Origin of the sequence: Sphingomonas abaci, from assembly GCF_014199625.1 — a bacterium.
GTDB classification, from domain to species: domain Bacteria; phylum Pseudomonadota; class Alphaproteobacteria; order Sphingomonadales; family Sphingomonadaceae; genus Sphingomonas; species Sphingomonas abaci.
Genome location: NZ_JACHNY010000006.1, coordinates 145685 through 160645, shown reverse-complemented (window position 1 = coordinate 160645; position 14961 = coordinate 145685). Strand labels below are relative to the sequence as shown.

Sequence of the window (14961 nt, the reverse complement as noted above, 5' to 3'; positions counted from 1 at the left end):
GCCATGTTCACTTTCCTCGACTTCGAAAAGCCGATCGCCGAATTGCAGGGCCGAATCGACGAACTGCGCGAAAGCGGTGCGAATGGCGGCGTCGACATCGCCGCGGACGTGGCGCGGCTGCAGGCGAAATCCGACAAGCTGCTGCGCGACACCTTCGCCCGGCTGACCCCCTGGCAGAAGACGCAGGTGGCGCGGCACCCCGAACGTCCGCACTTCAAACATTATGCCGCGGGGCTTTTCGAGGAATGGATGCCGCTGGCGGGCGACCGCGCCTTTGCCGACGACCAGGCGATCCTGGGCGGCTTCGCGACCTTCCGTGGGCGCAAGGTGCTGGCGATCGGCCATGAGAAGGGCGACGACACCGCCAGCCGGCTCAAGCATAATTTCGGGATGGGCAAGCCCGAGGGCTATCGCAAGGCGATCCGCCTGGTCGAACTGGCCAGCCGATTCGGCCTGCCGGTGGTGACGCTGGTCGACACGTCCGGCGCCTTTCCCGGCATCCAGGCGGAGGAGCGTGGCCAGGCCGAGGCGATCGCCCGCTCGACCGAGGCGTGCCTGAACGCGGGCGTACCGGTGATCTCCGCGATCGTCGGCGAGGGCGGATCGGGCGGCGCGATCGCGCTGGCGGCGGGCAACCGCGTGCTGATGTTCGAACATGCCGTCTATTCGGTGATCAGTCCCGAAGGCTGCGCCTCGATCCTGTGGCGCACCGCCGACAAGGCACCCGACGCGGCCGAGGCGATGCGCGTCACCGCGCAGGACCTGAAGCAGCTCGGCATCATCGACACGATCGTGCCCGAGCCGTTGGGTGGCGCGCACCGCGACCATGGCCGCGCGATCGCGAAGCTTGGCGACGCGATCGAATCGGCGCTCGACCAGCTCGCGCCGCTCTCGCCCGAACAGCTCACCCGCGAGCGCCGCGCCAAGTTCCTGGCGATGGGCCGGCTTTAAATGCGAAAAGGGCGGCGGACCCGTCGGTCCGCCGCCCCTTGCGTCGCCTCGGCGCTATAGCCGGAGCGAAGGCGCGCGAATTACTGCGCCTTGGTCATGTTGCCCGAGACCGAGTTGAAGGTCGCGCCCAGGTTCTTGCCCAGGGTCGACATCGCCGAGATGGCGGCGACGGCGATCAGCGCGGCGATCAGGCCGTACTCGATGGCGGTGGCGCCCTTGGAATTCTTAAAAATCTTGCGCATGTTCTGCATTGCGATCTCCATGGTCACGAAGCTTCAGTTACCCGGCCGAGCCGGGGAAGAGACCGGATCGACATCCGCATCTCTATCGGCGGTAGGTTGAGAAACACTTAAGCGAGCCGTCCGTAAGATATTGATAACCATCATTGTTTCGTGCGGTGGCAGGAGCTTGGCCAGTCAGCGGGCGCTGACGACCCTGGTGCTGACATTGTTCCACATGGTGATGGTCGTGTCCGCCACGCCGCCGAGCGCGCCGACCATCGCCAGGACGATGAGCGCGACGATCAGGCCATATTCCACGGCGGTGGCGCCACGGCGATCGGCGAACAGGCGCCGGCCGGCGCTGAGCAGGGAGCGGAGCTGGGTCATGATCAGGCGGGATAGGCCGGGAGTGTTTAAAGAATGACCAATACTATCATCATCGTAGTCGCAGCGGCCTTGATCGATTCCGCCGGGCGGACGCTGGTCCAGCAGCGGCCGCCCGGCAAGGCGCATGCCGGCCTGTGGGAATTTCCTGGCGGCAAGGTCGAACCGGGCGAGCGGCCGGACGCGGCGCTTGCCCGCGAACTCGCGGAGGAACTGGGCCTTTTCGTCGAACCGGGCGCGCTGGAACCGATCGGCTTCGTGCAGGCCGGCACGCCCGAGCGGCCGATGCTGTTGCTGCTCCATGCGTGCCGCGATTGGCAGGGCGAACCGGCGGCGCTGGAGGCGACGGCGCTGCACTGGGACCGGCCCGAGGCGCTGGCGGCCCTGCCGATGCCGCCGGCCGACTATCCGCTGGCGGCGGCGCTGGCGCGCTGGCTGGCGGCCGGGATGCCGCACGATCGCCGTTGACGACCATGCCGAACCTGTGGCAATCGGCCTCCACATCACGGAGCCGGATGAACCCGGCGCTCGACGATGGCGCGCCATGTGGCCGGAAACGGCAGCGATCCTGGTGTCCGCGGGTGTAGCTCAATGGTAGAGCAGCAGCTTCCCAAGCTGAATACGAGGGTTCGATTCCCTTCACCCGCTCCACGCTCGAAAACATGATCCCGGTCGCTGGGGTGAAGGCGAGCTTGTCGCATATCGGCCGCTCCTGCCGTCAGCGGCGCAAGCAGGCGTGGACGGTCCAGCGGCCGGTTCGCCGGACCGCCCGGACACTCCAGGCCCGGCCTGTTTGCGCCAGGAACGTGCGGTGCAGGTCGGCGGCGTGTTGCGCGAAATCGTGGAAGTCGATGCGGTGGTGGGCGAGGACAAGCAGGCCGCCGCGTCGCACCGCCCGCGCGCTGTCGCGGGCGGTGCGACGCATCGCGGCGGGCGATAGATAGTAGAGCAGTTCCGCGATGACGATGGCGTCATAGCCGGGCCGGGGGAAGCGCCCAGGCACCGCCAGCCGGATCGCGCGGGCGCGACGCGAGGCGGGCAGGGCGGCCGCCACCAGCCGGGTGCCGGTCGCGGTCGCCTCGGTGGCGTCGAGGCGCAGCGACCGTGTCGCGAGCATGCGGCTGTTGGAACCGTTGCCGGCGGCGATCTCCAGCACGCGGCCGCGCCGCGCGGATCCGATGGCGTGGCGGATCGCCTGGCGCTTGCAGGCTTCGTCCCGGTCGGCGAAGGTGTTCCACGGATCGGGATCGGCGGCGAAGGTCTTTTCGAACCCGTCGAGCGTGATCGGCCTCATTGTCCCCCCATGGCGGCGAACACCTCCTGCGGGCCGGTGAAGGCGGCGATCTGCCGGGCGGACATGGCGAAGCCGGTCGGATCGTCGGTGATGCAGCCACATTGGGTGCGGTAGCCACGCAGCGCGTGCCGCTTGGCGAGGCGTTGCTGCGCGGTGAGCGGCAGCGGGCGGGCCCCGCGCAGGCGCTGGCCGGCCGGCCATATCGGATAGGCGAGCCAGTCGAGCCCCGCCTGCCGCCGCGCCGCGCCCGCGACGACGCGATGGTCGGGATGGGCGTCGTCCGGCGACGGCGCGAGCGCCAGCACCGGCGCGGGGAGGGCGCGCGCGGCACGGGCGATGGGCCGGCGCACCTGGTTGGCATGGTCGGCCAGCCGGCCGTCGGGCAGGTCGAGAAAGGCAATGGCACGTGCATCCACCCCGATGCGGCGCAGGACATGCCGAGTTTCGCGCCGACGTTCGCGCACCAGCCGGTGTCGCGGCCAGCGACGGCTGTTCGGATGCGAGGCGGCCCCGTCGCTGACCACGATCACCCGGACCACGACACCGCGCCGCCGCAGCCGCGTCATCAGCATGTGCGCTGCGATCGTCTCGTCATCGGGGTGCGGCGCCACGACCAGCAGCGAGCGGGGACGGGGCGCCCCGGGCCGAGCAATGCGCCCGATCACAGCGACACGCGCAGGATGCCGGCCGCCACCGCGGCACCGACCTGCATGCGCTGGGCATCGGGGCCGGGCTGGCGCAGGTACATGGCCAGATCGGTGACCGTGGCGGCGAGCGGGTGATCGAGGAACAGCGACTGGACGCCGATCGCCTCCTGCGCGAGCGTCAGCGCCTCGCCCCCGGCGGCGTAGACGGTGGCGCGCGCCGCGGCGACGCGCGGCAACCGGGCGGGTGCATCGGTGAACCAACCCTGGGCGGCGGCGCGCACCGCCGCCGTGGCCGCCTCCGCCACCGCATGGAGCCGCGCCAGCCGCCCCGCCTGATGGGGGTCACCGGCCCGCCCCGTGGCGACCAGATGGTCGCGGGTCCCGTCGACCAGGCGCGCGATCCCGCCGGCCTGCACGCTGGCGAACCGCAGCGCGCCGCCGCTGAACCAGGGTTCGCGCACATAGTCGCCGGGCAGCCCGACCGCCGCGTCCGGGCCGAGCGGGGCGTCGCGCCAGCGCACAACATGCGTCTCGGATCGTTGCATGCCGACGACCCGCCAAACGCTCCGGTCGATCGTCGGCGGTGCCGCCGCGAGGTCGACCAGGAGGAGCTGGCGGCCGCCCGGCCGGTCGACGGTGACGAGCGCGTGGCTGATCAGTCCAGCCCCGGAGGCGAAGCTCTTGCCGCCGCACAGACCTCCGTCGACCAGATGCAACGGCTCGCCCGGCAAATCCGCATTCCACATGCCGAGCGCCGCGCCATGGCGAACCGCGTCGGCGAGCCAGGCCCGCTGCGTCGCGGTGCCGTAGCGGCTGACGATCTGGGCGGCATCGACATGCCCCTCGAACAGGCGACCCAATGGCAGGTCCTCGCGACCGACCCGGTACAACAGGCGCAGCAATGCAAGCAGCGACTCGCCGTCGCCCGGATCGGCGAGATCGGGAAGATCGCGGCCGAGCGCGGCGATCCGCGCGCGCAGGTCGGTCATGCGGCCTTCGCCGGCACGACGGCCGCCTCCAGCGTCGCCAGGGCGGTCTCGGCGACCGTCAGCGGGACGTGGCGCATCCCCCCTGGCGGCGCCGGGACGACGCGCATGGCGAAGGCCTCGGCATTGGGCGCGTCGCGGGCGACGCCGGTCAGATGATCGGTCGTCAGCCCGATCGCGGTGGACAGGTCCGCCAGCGTGGCGCTGTCGAAGGCGCGGCGGGCTAGGGCATGAGCCCGGTATTGCCAGGCCTGATCCGCCGGGTGCGCGACCCGAACGGCGTCGAGCCCGTCGCGATCAAGGGCGCGCAGGGCAGAGGCCAGCCCACCCTGTGCGCGGCCGTCGCGACGACCCGATGTGTGGACGATGCTGGCCGCATCGCGGCGGACCCGGAACCCGGCGCGCGACGCATCGTCGACCAGCCGCGCATCCTCGCCCTGGCGCAGCGGCGGAAAGCCCCCGAGCCGCGTGTAGAGCGCGGCTCGCATCGCCATGTTCGCACCGCTGGCGTGATGATGGGTTCGCGCCGCCTCCCAGGGCACCGGATCGGTGCGCCGCCGCAACGTGAAAAGGCGCGCGTAATAGAGTTCGATCCGGTTCTGGGCGGCGTCGGCCCGAGGACCGGCGCGCACCACGTCGCCGACCACCAGGTCGGCATGGCGCAAGGCCCCCATAGTCGCGACCAGCCAGTCGCGATCGGGCCAGCTATCGGCATCGGTGGTCAGCAGCACGCCGCCTCCCGCCGCGAGCGCCGACATGCCGAGCCGCATGGCGCGATGCCGGGCGACACCCGCATTGGCGTCGGCCCGCGCAACGGCGGCGACATGAACCGGATAGGCGGCGCGGCGGGCGTGAGTCGATGCCACCGCCGCGCTCTCGTCGGTGCAGCCGTCCAGCAGCAGGCAAAGCGAGATCGATATGCCGGGTGGGGCGACAAGCGCATCGATCGCCTCGAACAGCCTGGGCAACCGATCAGCTTCGTCGCGGGCGGGAACGCAGATCGCGATCGTCGACGGATCGCCGCCGACGCCCGGGTGAGAGGTCAAGCGCGGATCTCGCCTTCGTCGCCACCGTCCCAATAGCGGATCCGCTCGGCCGCCACTTTGATCATCACCACGCCAGGCGTGTCGATGCCATCCGGGAAATAGCGGTCGAGATCCTTGGTCCAATGCGCCTCGAACTGCGCCTTGTCGTCGATCAGCGTCGCTTGCCCCTCGACCGCGACGAACAGCGGCGGACCGCCCAGCATTCCCGCTGCGCCGGTATAGCTCAGCACGACCTGTGGATGGGCGGTGATATCCGCGATCTTGCGCGATGCGCGATAGGCGAAGAAATAGCTGTCGCCGCGATACTCGACATCGCCATTGTTGCTCATCGGGCGGCTGGTCATGCCGCCATCCGCGGCTCGGGTCGCCAGCATGGCGAAATCCAGCTTGGCCATCTTCTTGGACAGCGTGTGCAGGTCGACCTCCGCCATGCGTTCATCCTTGATGCGCGGGCGTGGGTCGGACGGACCCACGAGAGCCAAGTCCCTGCATCTGCGTTAGGAAAAACGGCCGAAGATCAATCTGGTTCAATGCCGCCGATCATTAAGGATCACGGTGAAAAAAAGGCCGCCAGTGTCCTGGCGGCCTTCGGTTACTGATCCGGCGGGTGCGATCAGGCGTAGCGGACGTTGGTCGAACGCTTGCGATAACGGGCGGCGGCGCCGACCATCGCGAAACCGAGCAGCATCATCGCCCAGGTCGCCGGCTCCGGGATCGCCGAGGGCACGAAGCTGGCCTGGCCGCCATAGGCGCCGTTGCCGCGCGAGACGCCGGTCACGGTGATGGTGTTGAGCTGGCCCGCGACAATCGGGATCAGGTTCGCATAGGCCGATTCGAACACGCCGCCCCCGGCCGTGAACAGTTCCGCCTCGACGCCGTTGATCAGGACCGAGGTGAAGTCGAGATCGTTCGCGCTGCCGAGGAAGTTCGCGCTGGTCGTCACAGTGCCGCTACCGAAGCCGTCGGCGGGCAGCGTGAAGGTGAAGGTGTCGGTGAACGCACCCGCGGCGATGCCGGTGTTGAAGAACGCGCCAGCGAACGTGCCGTTCGGGCCGGGCGTGGCGGTGAAATTCGGGCTGCCCACCGGGAAGGTGGCGGCCTGAGCCGACGGAGCGACAACGAAACCGAGGGCCGCGACCCCGGCGGCGAGAAAAGCGTTCTTCATACTGACCTCCCTGTTGACGGTTGCTGCCGTCATGATGGTGAGCGCGAAACGCCGGATTTCTCAGGAGGTTCTAACGTTAATCCTATGTTAATACGAATTTTGTCGGTAACCGGTTTCAGCCTCCCGATGGCCGTTCGGCCACTCCGCGCTGCAAGGCGGCGAGACGGGCGGCCGAGCCACGTTCAAGACGAGGAGCCGGGGCATGGCGCGCAGCAGCCGTCCGTTCCGCACCCAGGCGAAGCTCAGCGCGGTCGAGCTTGATATAGATGTCGTCCTCTTCCTGGGGGCGGAAGAAGAAGGGGTAGAGCGAGCGGACCGAGTGCGGCGACTCCTCATGCGCCATCGCATCGATCGCGCGGCGGATGGCGCTGATCGGCAGGTGCATCAGCTGCGCCGGGGCGTCGACGCCGTGATGGTGCCGTATCTCCCCCACCGTCTCGAAGCCGAGCATCGCCTGGTAGAACCGGCGGTGCCGCGGGTTCACCTCGATGAACAGATCGGTGCAGAGATAGCGCCGATAGCCATAGATGAAGACGCTGTGGAACAGGGCGGCGAGCAGCGCCTTCGAAGAGTCGGGCACGTCGAACGCCAGTTTCGTCAGTTCGCAAATCCGCGCCCCCTTTCGGGCGCGATAGATATCGAGCTGGTCGCGAAACAGCGTGTCGGCCGCGAGGCGGCCATGCGTGTCAACCGCCAGCGTGATCGTGCCCGCGGCTTGGCAGCAAAACAGCGCATTGAAGGTGACATGATCGGGCGAGGCCGGAATGACATGGTCGCTGCCATAGCCGCGCCAGGCATACATGCGGTTGAGAAGATCGCTGGCGGCCTGGCGATGCTCGTCGGTCGCGGCGATCCGGATCGAAGCGTCGGACTGGTGCGTGGAACAAAGGTCTCCATCGCCCTTTGTACGGCAAGCGGTGGGCTGGCTGATGCACCCTGGATCGAACAGGGAGCGGGATTGCGGCAAAAAGCTATTCGGATGTGCGTGATACATAGCTGCCTAGTCCAGAGTTCGATGCACGAGGCACCGGTTGCCGGGCGATGGACATTTATGCCATCATCCAGCTTATCATCGGGTTAAGTCATTGAATTGACAAAGCGTGACCACGCCTGTCGCCCGGCGGCATGCCGGTGTCGGACCCCTTTCTCGCCCTGATGCCTCGTTCGCTGACCGTCCTTGCGGTTCCGGCTTTCTAATCAGTCTTTTGGCGGCGCTTCCTCACGGAGTCCATATTCGGGACGGTGCAACGCGGCGAACCGGTACGGGTGCAAGCCCACATGTCGGAGCATCTGATCGTTGCTCCTGCCACCTTTCCAGAGAATCCAACCGCTTGAGGGATGGCTCCAAAGGAGGCCTTACCGCCGTTCGTTATCCAGATCGCGCTTACTGTCCCAAAATGTGACAGACACGAAAACGTGGTTAAATTGCCTTATTTGTTTCGTTTTAACCGGTTATGGGCACTTTCTCGGGGCGGGGGCCTCCTTAAGGAATTTCAGATGAAGCGCATTATCTTCTCGGCTCTGACCGGCATGGCAGCGATCGCGGTGGCTCCGGCCGCTCAGGCCGCCACCTTCCCGGTCGGCAGCGCCAACTTCACCGCCACGCAGGGTCCGAACGGCACCGTCTCGGGCGCGTTCTACAACACGGGCATCGCGGCCGGCACGTTCACCGACACCTTCACCTTCACGCTCCCGTTCAACGGCGTTGGCAGCGGCACGGTGACCACCAGCACCAACTTCGTCGGCGCGCCGAACGACCTGGACTTCACCTCGGTGCTGATCAACGACACCGCGGCGACGATCACCCGCCTGGGCAACGGCGCGTTCGAGTTCGCGTTCGCCAACATGGTTCCGATCGTCGCTGGCCGCCTGAACACCATCACCGTCACCGGCCTGTCGCGCGGCAACGGTGCCTATGGCGGCCAGGCGTCGTTCATCCCGTCGGCGGTGCCGGAGCCGGCCACCTGGGCGCTGATGCTCGTCGGCTTCGCGATGGTCGGTGCGACCGCGCGCTTCCGTCGTCGCTCGACCAAGGTCGTCTTCGCCTAAGGCGACGCCCGTTCGGCCATCTGTCCGGGGACGCGGCAAGCGTTCGCGGGCAGGGGCCGCCCGGCACGTCCGGATCAGCCGCCGGCGTTTCGCCGGCGGCTTTTTCATGCGCCGGCCTCTTGGATCACGCGCCGATGTCGGCGCGCCACCGGTGCATGGCGCGATCATACCGGTCCCGCGCATCGTCCAGCGCGGTCTGGAGATCCTTGGCCTCGCGCGCGTTTCTGCGCCGCAGGTCGCGTTGCTGGCGCTGTGCTTCCGCCACGCGCGCCTGGGCGGCTTCATCCTCCTGGCGGTGACGCGCCACGGCCGATTCCAGCGCCGCCTTCGCCTGATCGAGCGCGTTTCGCGACGGGCGTGGCGGCGGCGGAGCGGCGGGCGCGGGCGCATCGCCGTGCCGACGCTTGCTCCTGGCCGGTCCTTCCGCCTCCGACAGCGCGGCGAATTGCTCCGCCGCCGAGCCACGGGACCGCCGGATCACCGTGCCGGGCTGAGCCAGCGGATCGCGGGTCAGCGCCGGGTCGGTCACCTCATGCGCCAGTCCGCGCGCGAAGAGATCGCGCTCGCTGCCCCAGGCGCGCAGCGCCGCCGCGCGGCTGGGAGCCGCGACATAGGCATCGTGAAAGCCGATCGGGGTAGTGAATACCTTCAGTTTCGCCATCTGCGCCTCCCGTGCGTGAACTGCCCACGGGGCTCGTACGTTGCTGAGCCAAAAGGGAGAACGCTTCATGGCCGCGCGCGCCTATTGGCAGGGACAGATCAAGCTCGCGCTGGTGAGCATCCCGGTGGAGATCTACTCCGCCACCCGTTCGGGCGCGACGATCGCGTTCAAGCAGATCCACGAGCCCAGCGGCAAGCCGATCCATTACGAGAAAGTGGTCACCGGCATCGGTCCCGTCGACAAGGACGAGATCATGAAGGGCTATGAGGTGAAGAAGGGCGAATATGTCCTGCTCGAACAGGACGAGATCGATGCAGTTAAGCTGGAGTCGAAGAAGACGCTGGAACTGACCCAATTCGTCGATGCCGATGCGATCGATGTCCTGTATTACGAGAAACCCTATTTCGTGGTGCCCGCGGACGATCTGGCGAACGAAGCGTTCATCGTGCTGCGCGAGGCGTTGAAGCGGACGAAGAAGGTGGGGTTGGGCCAGCTCGCGTTGCGCGGCCGCGAATATGTCGTCAGTCTCAAGCCCTCGGGGCGCGGCATGGTGCTGGAGACGCTGCGCTACGCCGACGAGATGGAGAAGGCGCAGGGCTATTTCCGCGAGATTCCGGACGCTGAGCCCGAGGGCGAACTGCTCGACCTGGCCGAGGCGCTGATCGACCGGAAGAGCGGCCCGTTCCATCCGCAGGAGTTCCACGACCGGTATGTCGACGCGCTGAAGGACCTGATCGAACGCAAGCGCAAGTCGCGCGGCAGAAAGCTGGTCGAGGATGACGGAGTGGAGGACGCCGCCAAGCCGTCCAACGTCGTCGACCTGATGGCGGCGCTGCGCCAGTCGATGGGCGGCAAGGACAAGGCGGTCCCCGACGAGACGCCGCCCGCGCGCAAGACGCCGGCGCGCAAGACCCCGGCACGCAAGCCCGCGACCAAGAAACGTGCCTGACCGGCGCCGTCGCAAGGGCGCGCCCGATGGCGATCCGCTGGCGACCTACAACGCCAAACGCGATTTCACGCGCACGCCGGAGCCGGCCGGAACGCCGGGGGCGGGCCGGGCCGACCGCTTTCTGGTCCAGAAGCATGACGCCACGCGCCTCCACTGGGATCTCCGGCTGGAGGTGGACGGCGTGCTGAAGAGCTGGGCGGTGACGCGGGGCCCCAGCCTCGACCCGGACGAGAAGCGGCTGGCGGTGCGGACCGAGGACCATCCGCTCTCCTATGCGACGTTTGAGGGCGTCATCCCGAAGGGCGAATATGGCGGCGGCACGGTGATGCTATGGGACCGGGGGACGTGGTCGCCGGTTGCGGGCAAGTCGGCGGCCGACCTGGAGCAGGGGCATCTCCATTTCCGGCTCGACGGCGAGCGAATGCGCGGCGAGTGGATGCTGATCCGCCTGAAGCCCCGAGGTCGCGAGTCGCGCGAGAACTGGCTGCTGCGCAAGGTTCGCGACGACTCGGCGGGCGCGACCGACGCGCTGGTCGAACAGGCGCTGACCAGCGTCGCGACCGGCCGGACCATGGCCGAGATCGCCGAGGGAAAGCCTGGTCCGACCCGTGCCGCGCCGGCGAAGCGCAACGCCGCCCCCACCCGGCGGCGCAGTGGCGCGATGCCCGACTTCCACGCGCCGCAGCTCTGCACCTTGCAGGACGTCGTGCCGAGCGGCGGGGGCTGGCTGCACGAGATCAAGTTCGACGGCTACCGCGTGCTGGTCTCGACCGGTGGCGGCAAGGCCAGGGTCTTCACGCGCACGGGCCTGGACTGGACGGACCGCTTCCCGGCCATCGCCCGGGCGGCGGCGGCCTTGCCCGGCAGCGTGCTGATCGATGGCGAGGTGGTGGCGTTCCGCGACGGCCGGCCTGACTTCTCCACGCTCAAGACCGCGATCGCGGACGGTGGCGACATGGCGCTGATGGCGTTCGACCTGATCGAGCAGGACGGTGAGGACTTGACCGAGCGGCCGACGCTGGACCGCAAGGCGCGCCTTCGCGCCGTGTTGGATCAGGGGCCGGATGCGATCCGCTTCTCCGAACATGTCGTCGGGCAGGGCGAGGCGTTGCTGGAGCAGATGTGCCGCGACGGGCTGGAGGGCGTGGTCTCCAAACGCGCCGACGCGCCCTACCGCTCGGGCCGGACGCGCGCGTGGATCAAGGTGAAATGCATCCAGCGGGGCCGGTTTCGGGTCGTCGGCTGGCTGGCATCGGACAAGCGGCGCGGCTTCCGCTCGCTGCTGCTGGGGCAGGAGGGGGCGGACGGTCTCGTCTATGCCGGCAAGGTCGGCACCGGTTTCGATGCATCGACGATGGAGGCGGTTCGGGCGACGCTGGACCGGCTGGCGCGGACGACGCCGACCGTCGCGGCGCCGCGCGCCATGGTCCGCGACGCGCATTGGGTTACCCCCAGCCTCTCGGTGGAGGTCGCCTATGCGGAGGCGACGCCGGACGGGCTGCTGCGCCATGCCAGCTTCCTTGGGCTGGCCGATGCCGCGCCCGCGGCCGCGCCGGCCGCGCCGGCCGGCGCCGTGAGCGTGAACGTTACGCATCGCAGCCGGCCGATCTTCCCCGACAGCGACCGGACCAAGGGCGACCTGGCCGATTATTATGCCACCCTTGCGCCGCTGATGCTGCCCTTCGCCGGCAACCGCCCCGTCAGCCTGGTTCGCTGTCCGCAGGGCCGGGGGCGGCGCTGCTTCTTCCAGAAACACGATGCCGGCAGCTTTGGCGAACATGTCCACCGCGTGGCGATCCGGGACAAGGCGGGGGTGAGCGACGATTACCTCTATGTCGACGATGCGGACGGGCTGGTCGCGTGCGTGCAGATGGGGGGAATCGAGTTTCACGGCTGGGGATCGTCGGTCGCCGCGATCGAGAGGCCCGACCGCATGGTGTTCGACCTGGACCCGGACGAGGGCCTCGCCTTCGCGGACACCCGCAAGGCGGCCGAACATCTGAAGGAACAACTGGCGGAACTGGGGCTGACCAGCTTTCCGCTGCTGTCGGGGGGCAAGGGGGTGCATGTCGTGGTGCCGCTGCGGCCGGACGCGGACTGGGCGACCGTCAAACATTTCGCCGAACGCTTCGCCCGCGCGCTGGCGACGATGGAGCCGGACCGGTTCGTCGCGACCATGAGCAAGTCGCGGCGCGCCGGCCGGATTTTCATCGACTGGCTGCGCAACCAGCGCGGCAGCACGGCGGTGATGCCCTATTCCGCCCGCGCGCGGTCCGGCGCGCCGGTCGCCGCGCCCGTGTCCTGGACCGAGTTGCGCGCCATCGATACCGCCGCCCCGTGGAGCATCGCGGATGCCGCCACGCTGATCGCGCGGGCGCAAGGGCCGGCGCTGGACGGCTGGGGCGTGGCGGACCAGGGCTTGCCCGCCATCTGACCAGCGCCCAGACCGGCCCGTTCCGGCAGGAAGCTTGTCATACCCCCTGCAATGCCTTAGCCCTCCATCGATAGGACCAATTAAGGACCGGGGAGGTCGAGCGATGCGACAGGGCTGGAAATTGCGGGCGCTGGGCCTGGGCATGGCGACCGTCCTTTCGCCGGCGGTCACGGCCGGCGCGGAGATGGTCGCTCGCCCGGCCCTGTTTCCGGAGCCGGTCGCCCTCGACCTGGCGCGCGGCCAGGTCGCGCTCGGCCCGTCGGTGACGCTGGTCGTGGCGCCCGGCACCGAGCCGGGGACCGTCGCCCTGGTCCGCCAGGTCCTGAGCGACGCCGGCGTGAGCACCATCGCGGAGGCGAAGCGTCCACCCGTGACGCCTGGGAGCACCATCATCGTGCTCGGCCGCGACGACAGCGCCGTGGTGCGCGACGCGCTGGCGCGGGCGCGGGCGGCATCGGACGATCATGCCGAGGGTTACGCGATTGCCGTCCGGGCGACCGGCACGGCCGGCACGGCCGGCACGGTCGTGCTGGCCGGGCATGACGCGGATGGGCTGTTCCATGCCGTGCAGACCTTTCGCCAGCTCGCGCGGACGGGAACGATCCCGGCGCTGACCATCGGCGATCATCCCGCGATGCCGATCCGCGGGACGATCGAGGGTTTCTACGGCAAGCCCTGGACGCATGACGACCGGGTCCGGCATCTCGATTTCCTCGCCACGGTCAAGGCGAACACCTATGTCTACAGTCCCAAGGACGACCCCTATGCCCGGGCGCGGTGGCGCGAGCCCTATCCGGCCACGACGCTGGCCGAGTTGGGCACGCTGGCAGCGCGGGCGCGCGCCGACCATGTCGATTTCGTCTATGCCCTGTCGCCGGGGCCGACCGTCTGCTTCTCCAGTCCGGCCGACATCCAGGCGCTGGAGCGGAAGTTCGATGCCTTGCGCGGCATCGGCGTCCACAGCTTCTATGTCGCGCTCGACGACATCGAATATACCAAGTGGAATTGCGACGCGGACAAGGCGGCCTTCGGACCTTCGGGCGCACAGGCGGCGGGAGTGGCGCAGTCGCGCTTCCTGAATGCCGTGCAGGCGAACCTGGCGGCGCGCGATCCGTCGGCGCGGCCACTGATCATGGTCCCGACCGAATATTACGATGCCAAGGAGACGCCCTACAAGGCGGCGCTGCGTGCGAATCTCGACCCGCGCGTCGTCGTGCAATGGACGGGCACGGATGTCGTGCCGCCAGCCATCTCGATCCCGGACGCCAAGGCTGCGACCAAGGCGTTCGGGCGCAAGACGTTGTTGTGGGACAATTATCCCGTCAACGACTACGCCCAGACGACCGGTCGGCTGCTGCTCGCCCCCTATGCCCGGCGCGAGGCGGGGCTATCGGGCGAGTTGAGCGGCATCCTGTCCAACCCGATGAACCAGGAGGCCCCCAGCCGGGTCGCGGTGACGGGTGTGGCGGCCTTCGCCTGGAACGATCGCGGCTATGATCCGGACCGCATCTGGCTGGCCGCCGCGCGCGCGCTTGCCGGAAACGACGAACGCGCGACTGAGGCGCTGCTACGCTTCTTCGACACGCAGCATATGGCCCCGACGTTCGGCAGCCAGCCATGGCAGCCCCAGGCGCCGCGGCTGAAGGCGGAACTGGACGCGGTGCGCGATGCGCTGGCGCATGGCGACGCGGCGGAACGCCGCTCGGCGCTGGCCATGCTGGCGAGGGTGGCGGACGAATTGACGGATGCGCCCGACATCATCCGCTCGGGCGTCGGCGATCCGGCCTTCGCCGCGCAGTCCGCGCCCTGGCTCGAGGCGATGCGCCTTTGGGGGCGGACGCTGCGGCTGAGCGCTGCCGGGCTGTCGGCGGCTGAACAGGGTAGCGCTGCCGCGACCGGCTATTTCGCCGAGGCCCGGCGGCTGGCAGCCGAGGCGGCGGCGGTCCAGTCCATTCCCGGCGCGACTCGGTTCGACGGTCCGATCCGGATCGCGGACGGCGTGCTCGACCGGTTCGTCGCCGACGCGCCCGGCCTGGTTGCCCACGGTCACTGATGGTCCAGCCTATCCTGTCCTCCTGTTGGTACTGAAAAGGTATTTCACAGACTCGCCACAAAAGTCGTTGCGTGGTGGATACTTAGGTATTAACCCGGTCAGCAATTAGGACATATTGGTC

Annotated in this window: 16 protein-coding genes and 1 tRNA gene; 7 read left to right on the top strand and 10 right to left on the bottom strand. The window is 68.7% G+C overall.

What is annotated here, in order from left to right:
* Positions 1–3 precede the first annotated feature (3 nt).
* Positions 4–951, top strand: coding sequence for an acetyl-CoA carboxylase carboxyltransferase subunit alpha (locus GGQ96_RS14650; protein WP_184116066.1), 948 nt, complete (start codon positions 4–6; stop codon positions 949–951).
* An 80-nt stretch (positions 952–1031) separates the two neighbouring features.
* Here GGQ96_RS14650 and GGQ96_RS14645 read toward each other — a convergent pair whose 3' ends face one another.
* Both GGQ96_RS14645 and GGQ96_RS14640 read right to left on the bottom strand, forming a co-directional pair.
* On the bottom strand, positions 1032–1202 hold the full coding sequence (locus GGQ96_RS14645; protein ID WP_184116064.1) for a Flp family type IVb pilin: 171 nt from the start codon (positions 1200–1202) through the stop codon (positions 1032–1034).
* A 165-nt stretch (positions 1203–1367) separates the two neighbouring features.
* Complete coding sequence (locus GGQ96_RS14640; RefSeq protein ID WP_184116063.1) at positions 1368–1559, bottom strand: Flp family type IVb pilin; 192 nt, start codon at positions 1557–1559, stop codon at positions 1368–1370.
* A 33-nt stretch (positions 1560–1592) separates the two neighbouring features.
* Between GGQ96_RS14640 and GGQ96_RS14635 the strand changes: the two genes are divergently transcribed.
* Positions 1593–2024: a (deoxy)nucleoside triphosphate pyrophosphohydrolase gene (locus GGQ96_RS14635; protein WP_184116061.1), complete on the top strand. Its 432-nt coding sequence runs from the start codon at positions 1593–1595 to the stop codon at positions 2022–2024.
* Between the two features lie 109 nt (positions 2025–2133).
* Positions 2134–2207, top strand: a tRNA-Gly gene (locus GGQ96_RS14630).
* Between the two features lie 67 nt (positions 2208–2274).
* Here GGQ96_RS14630 and GGQ96_RS14625 read toward each other — a convergent pair.
* The 7 genes from GGQ96_RS14625 to GGQ96_RS14595 form a co-directional block, all read right to left on the bottom strand.
* Complete coding sequence (locus tag GGQ96_RS14625; RefSeq protein WP_184116059.1) at positions 2275–2850, bottom strand: class I SAM-dependent methyltransferase; 576 nt, start codon at positions 2848–2850, stop codon at positions 2275–2277.
* Positions 2847–3461, bottom strand: a complete 615-nt coding sequence (locus GGQ96_RS14620; protein ID WP_343059074.1) for a PIG-L deacetylase family protein — start codon at positions 3459–3461, stop codon at positions 2847–2849. Before GGQ96_RS14620 ends, GGQ96_RS14625 begins: the two co-directional genes overlap by 4 nt.
* Positions 3462–3511: 50 nt before the next feature.
* Entirely contained in the window at positions 3512–4486 is a 975-nt protein-coding gene (locus tag GGQ96_RS14615) for an acyl-CoA dehydrogenase (protein WP_184116057.1), read from the bottom strand.
* Positions 4483–5529: a glycosyltransferase family 2 protein gene (locus GGQ96_RS14610; RefSeq protein ID WP_221239990.1), complete on the bottom strand. Its 1047-nt coding sequence runs from the start codon at positions 5527–5529 to the stop codon at positions 4483–4485. Before GGQ96_RS14610 ends, GGQ96_RS14615 begins: the two co-directional genes overlap by 4 nt.
* Entirely contained in the window at positions 5526–5960 is a 435-nt protein-coding gene (locus GGQ96_RS14605) for a pyridoxamine 5'-phosphate oxidase family protein (RefSeq protein ID WP_184116055.1), read from the bottom strand. The genes GGQ96_RS14610 and GGQ96_RS14605 overlap by 4 nt, the downstream gene beginning before the upstream one ends.
* 182 nt (positions 5961–6142) lie before the next feature.
* On the bottom strand, positions 6143–6694 hold the full coding sequence (locus GGQ96_RS14600) for an FxDxF family PEP-CTERM protein (protein ID WP_184116053.1): 552 nt from the start codon (positions 6692–6694) through the stop codon (positions 6143–6145).
* 115 nt (positions 6695–6809) lie between these two features.
* The gene (locus GGQ96_RS14595; RefSeq protein ID WP_425506707.1) at positions 6810–7688 is read right to left on the bottom strand and encodes an N-acyl amino acid synthase FeeM domain-containing protein; all 879 of its coding nucleotides are present in this window, start codon (positions 7686–7688) and stop codon (positions 6810–6812) included.
* 503 nt (positions 7689–8191) lie between these two features.
* Between GGQ96_RS14595 and GGQ96_RS14590 the strand changes: the two genes are divergently transcribed.
* Entirely contained in the window at positions 8192–8743 is a 552-nt protein-coding gene (locus GGQ96_RS14590) for an FxDxF family PEP-CTERM protein (protein WP_184116049.1), read from the top strand.
* Positions 8744–8867: 124 nt separating this feature from the next.
* Here GGQ96_RS14590 and GGQ96_RS14585 read toward each other — a convergent pair whose 3' ends face one another.
* Positions 8868–9404, bottom strand: coding sequence for a hypothetical protein (locus GGQ96_RS14585; RefSeq protein ID WP_184116047.1), 537 nt, complete (start codon positions 9402–9404; stop codon positions 8868–8870).
* 67 nt (positions 9405–9471) lie between these two features.
* On the opposite strand from GGQ96_RS14585, the gene ku reads away from it, so the two are divergent.
* The 3 genes from ku (at position 9472) to GGQ96_RS14570 (ending at position 14840) form a co-directional block, all read left to right on the top strand.
* Positions 9472–10353, top strand: coding sequence for a non-homologous end joining protein Ku (gene ku, locus GGQ96_RS14580; RefSeq protein ID WP_184116045.1), 882 nt, complete (start codon positions 9472–9474; stop codon positions 10351–10353).
* Positions 10346–12787: a DNA ligase D gene (gene ligD, locus GGQ96_RS14575; protein ID WP_184116035.1), complete on the top strand. Its 2442-nt coding sequence runs from the start codon at positions 10346–10348 to the stop codon at positions 12785–12787. Before ku ends, ligD begins: the two co-directional genes overlap by 8 nt.
* 103 nt (positions 12788–12890) lie before the next feature.
* Positions 12891–14840, top strand: coding sequence for a glycoside hydrolase family 84 protein (locus GGQ96_RS14570; protein ID WP_184116033.1), 1950 nt, complete (start codon positions 12891–12893; stop codon positions 14838–14840).
* Positions 14841–14961: the final 121 nt, after the last annotated feature.

Bases quoted from the DNA above. Each gene is read 5' to 3' on its own strand.
- GGQ96_RS14640 (WP_184116063.1), bottom strand. From the start codon at position 1,559: ATGACCCAGCTCCGCTCCCTGCTCAGCGCCGGCCGGCGCCTGTTCGCC.
- GGQ96_RS14645 (WP_184116064.1), bottom strand. From the start codon at position 1,202: ATGCAGAACATGCGCAAGATTTTTAAGAATTCCAAGGGCGCCACCGCC.
- GGQ96_RS14570 (WP_184116033.1), top strand. From the start codon at position 12,891: ATGCGACAGGGCTGGAAATTGCGGGCGCTGGGCCTGGGCATGGCGACC.
- GGQ96_RS14590 (WP_184116049.1), top strand. From the start codon at position 8,192: ATGAAGCGCATTATCTTCTCGGCTCTGACCGGCATGGCAGCGATCGCG.
- GGQ96_RS14600 (WP_184116053.1), bottom strand. From the start codon at position 6,694: ATGAAGAACGCTTTTCTCGCCGCCGGGGTCGCGGCCCTCGGTTTCGTT.
- GGQ96_RS14585 (WP_184116047.1), bottom strand. From the start codon at position 9,404: ATGGCGAAACTGAAGGTATTCACTACCCCGATCGGCTTTCACGATGCC.
- ku (WP_184116045.1), top strand. From the start codon at position 9,472: ATGGCCGCGCGCGCCTATTGGCAGGGACAGATCAAGCTCGCGCTGGTG.
- GGQ96_RS14605 (WP_184116055.1), bottom strand. From the start codon at position 5,960: ATGGCGGAGGTCGACCTGCACACGCTGTCCAAGAAGATGGCCAAGCTG.
- GGQ96_RS14615 (WP_184116057.1), bottom strand. From the start codon at position 4,486: ATGACCGACCTGCGCGCGCGGATCGCCGCGCTCGGCCGCGATCTTCCC.
- GGQ96_RS14635 (WP_184116061.1), top strand. From the start codon at position 1,593: ATGACCAATACTATCATCATCGTAGTCGCAGCGGCCTTGATCGATTCC.
- GGQ96_RS14650 (WP_184116066.1), top strand. From the start codon at position 4: ATGTTCACTTTCCTCGACTTCGAAAAGCCGATCGCCGAATTGCAGGGC.
- GGQ96_RS14625 (WP_184116059.1), bottom strand. From the start codon at position 2,850: ATGAGGCCGATCACGCTCGACGGGTTCGAAAAGACCTTCGCCGCCGAT.
- GGQ96_RS14595 (WP_425506707.1), bottom strand. From the start codon at position 7,688: ATGTATCACGCACATCCGAATAGCTTTTTGCCGCAATCCCGCTCCCTG.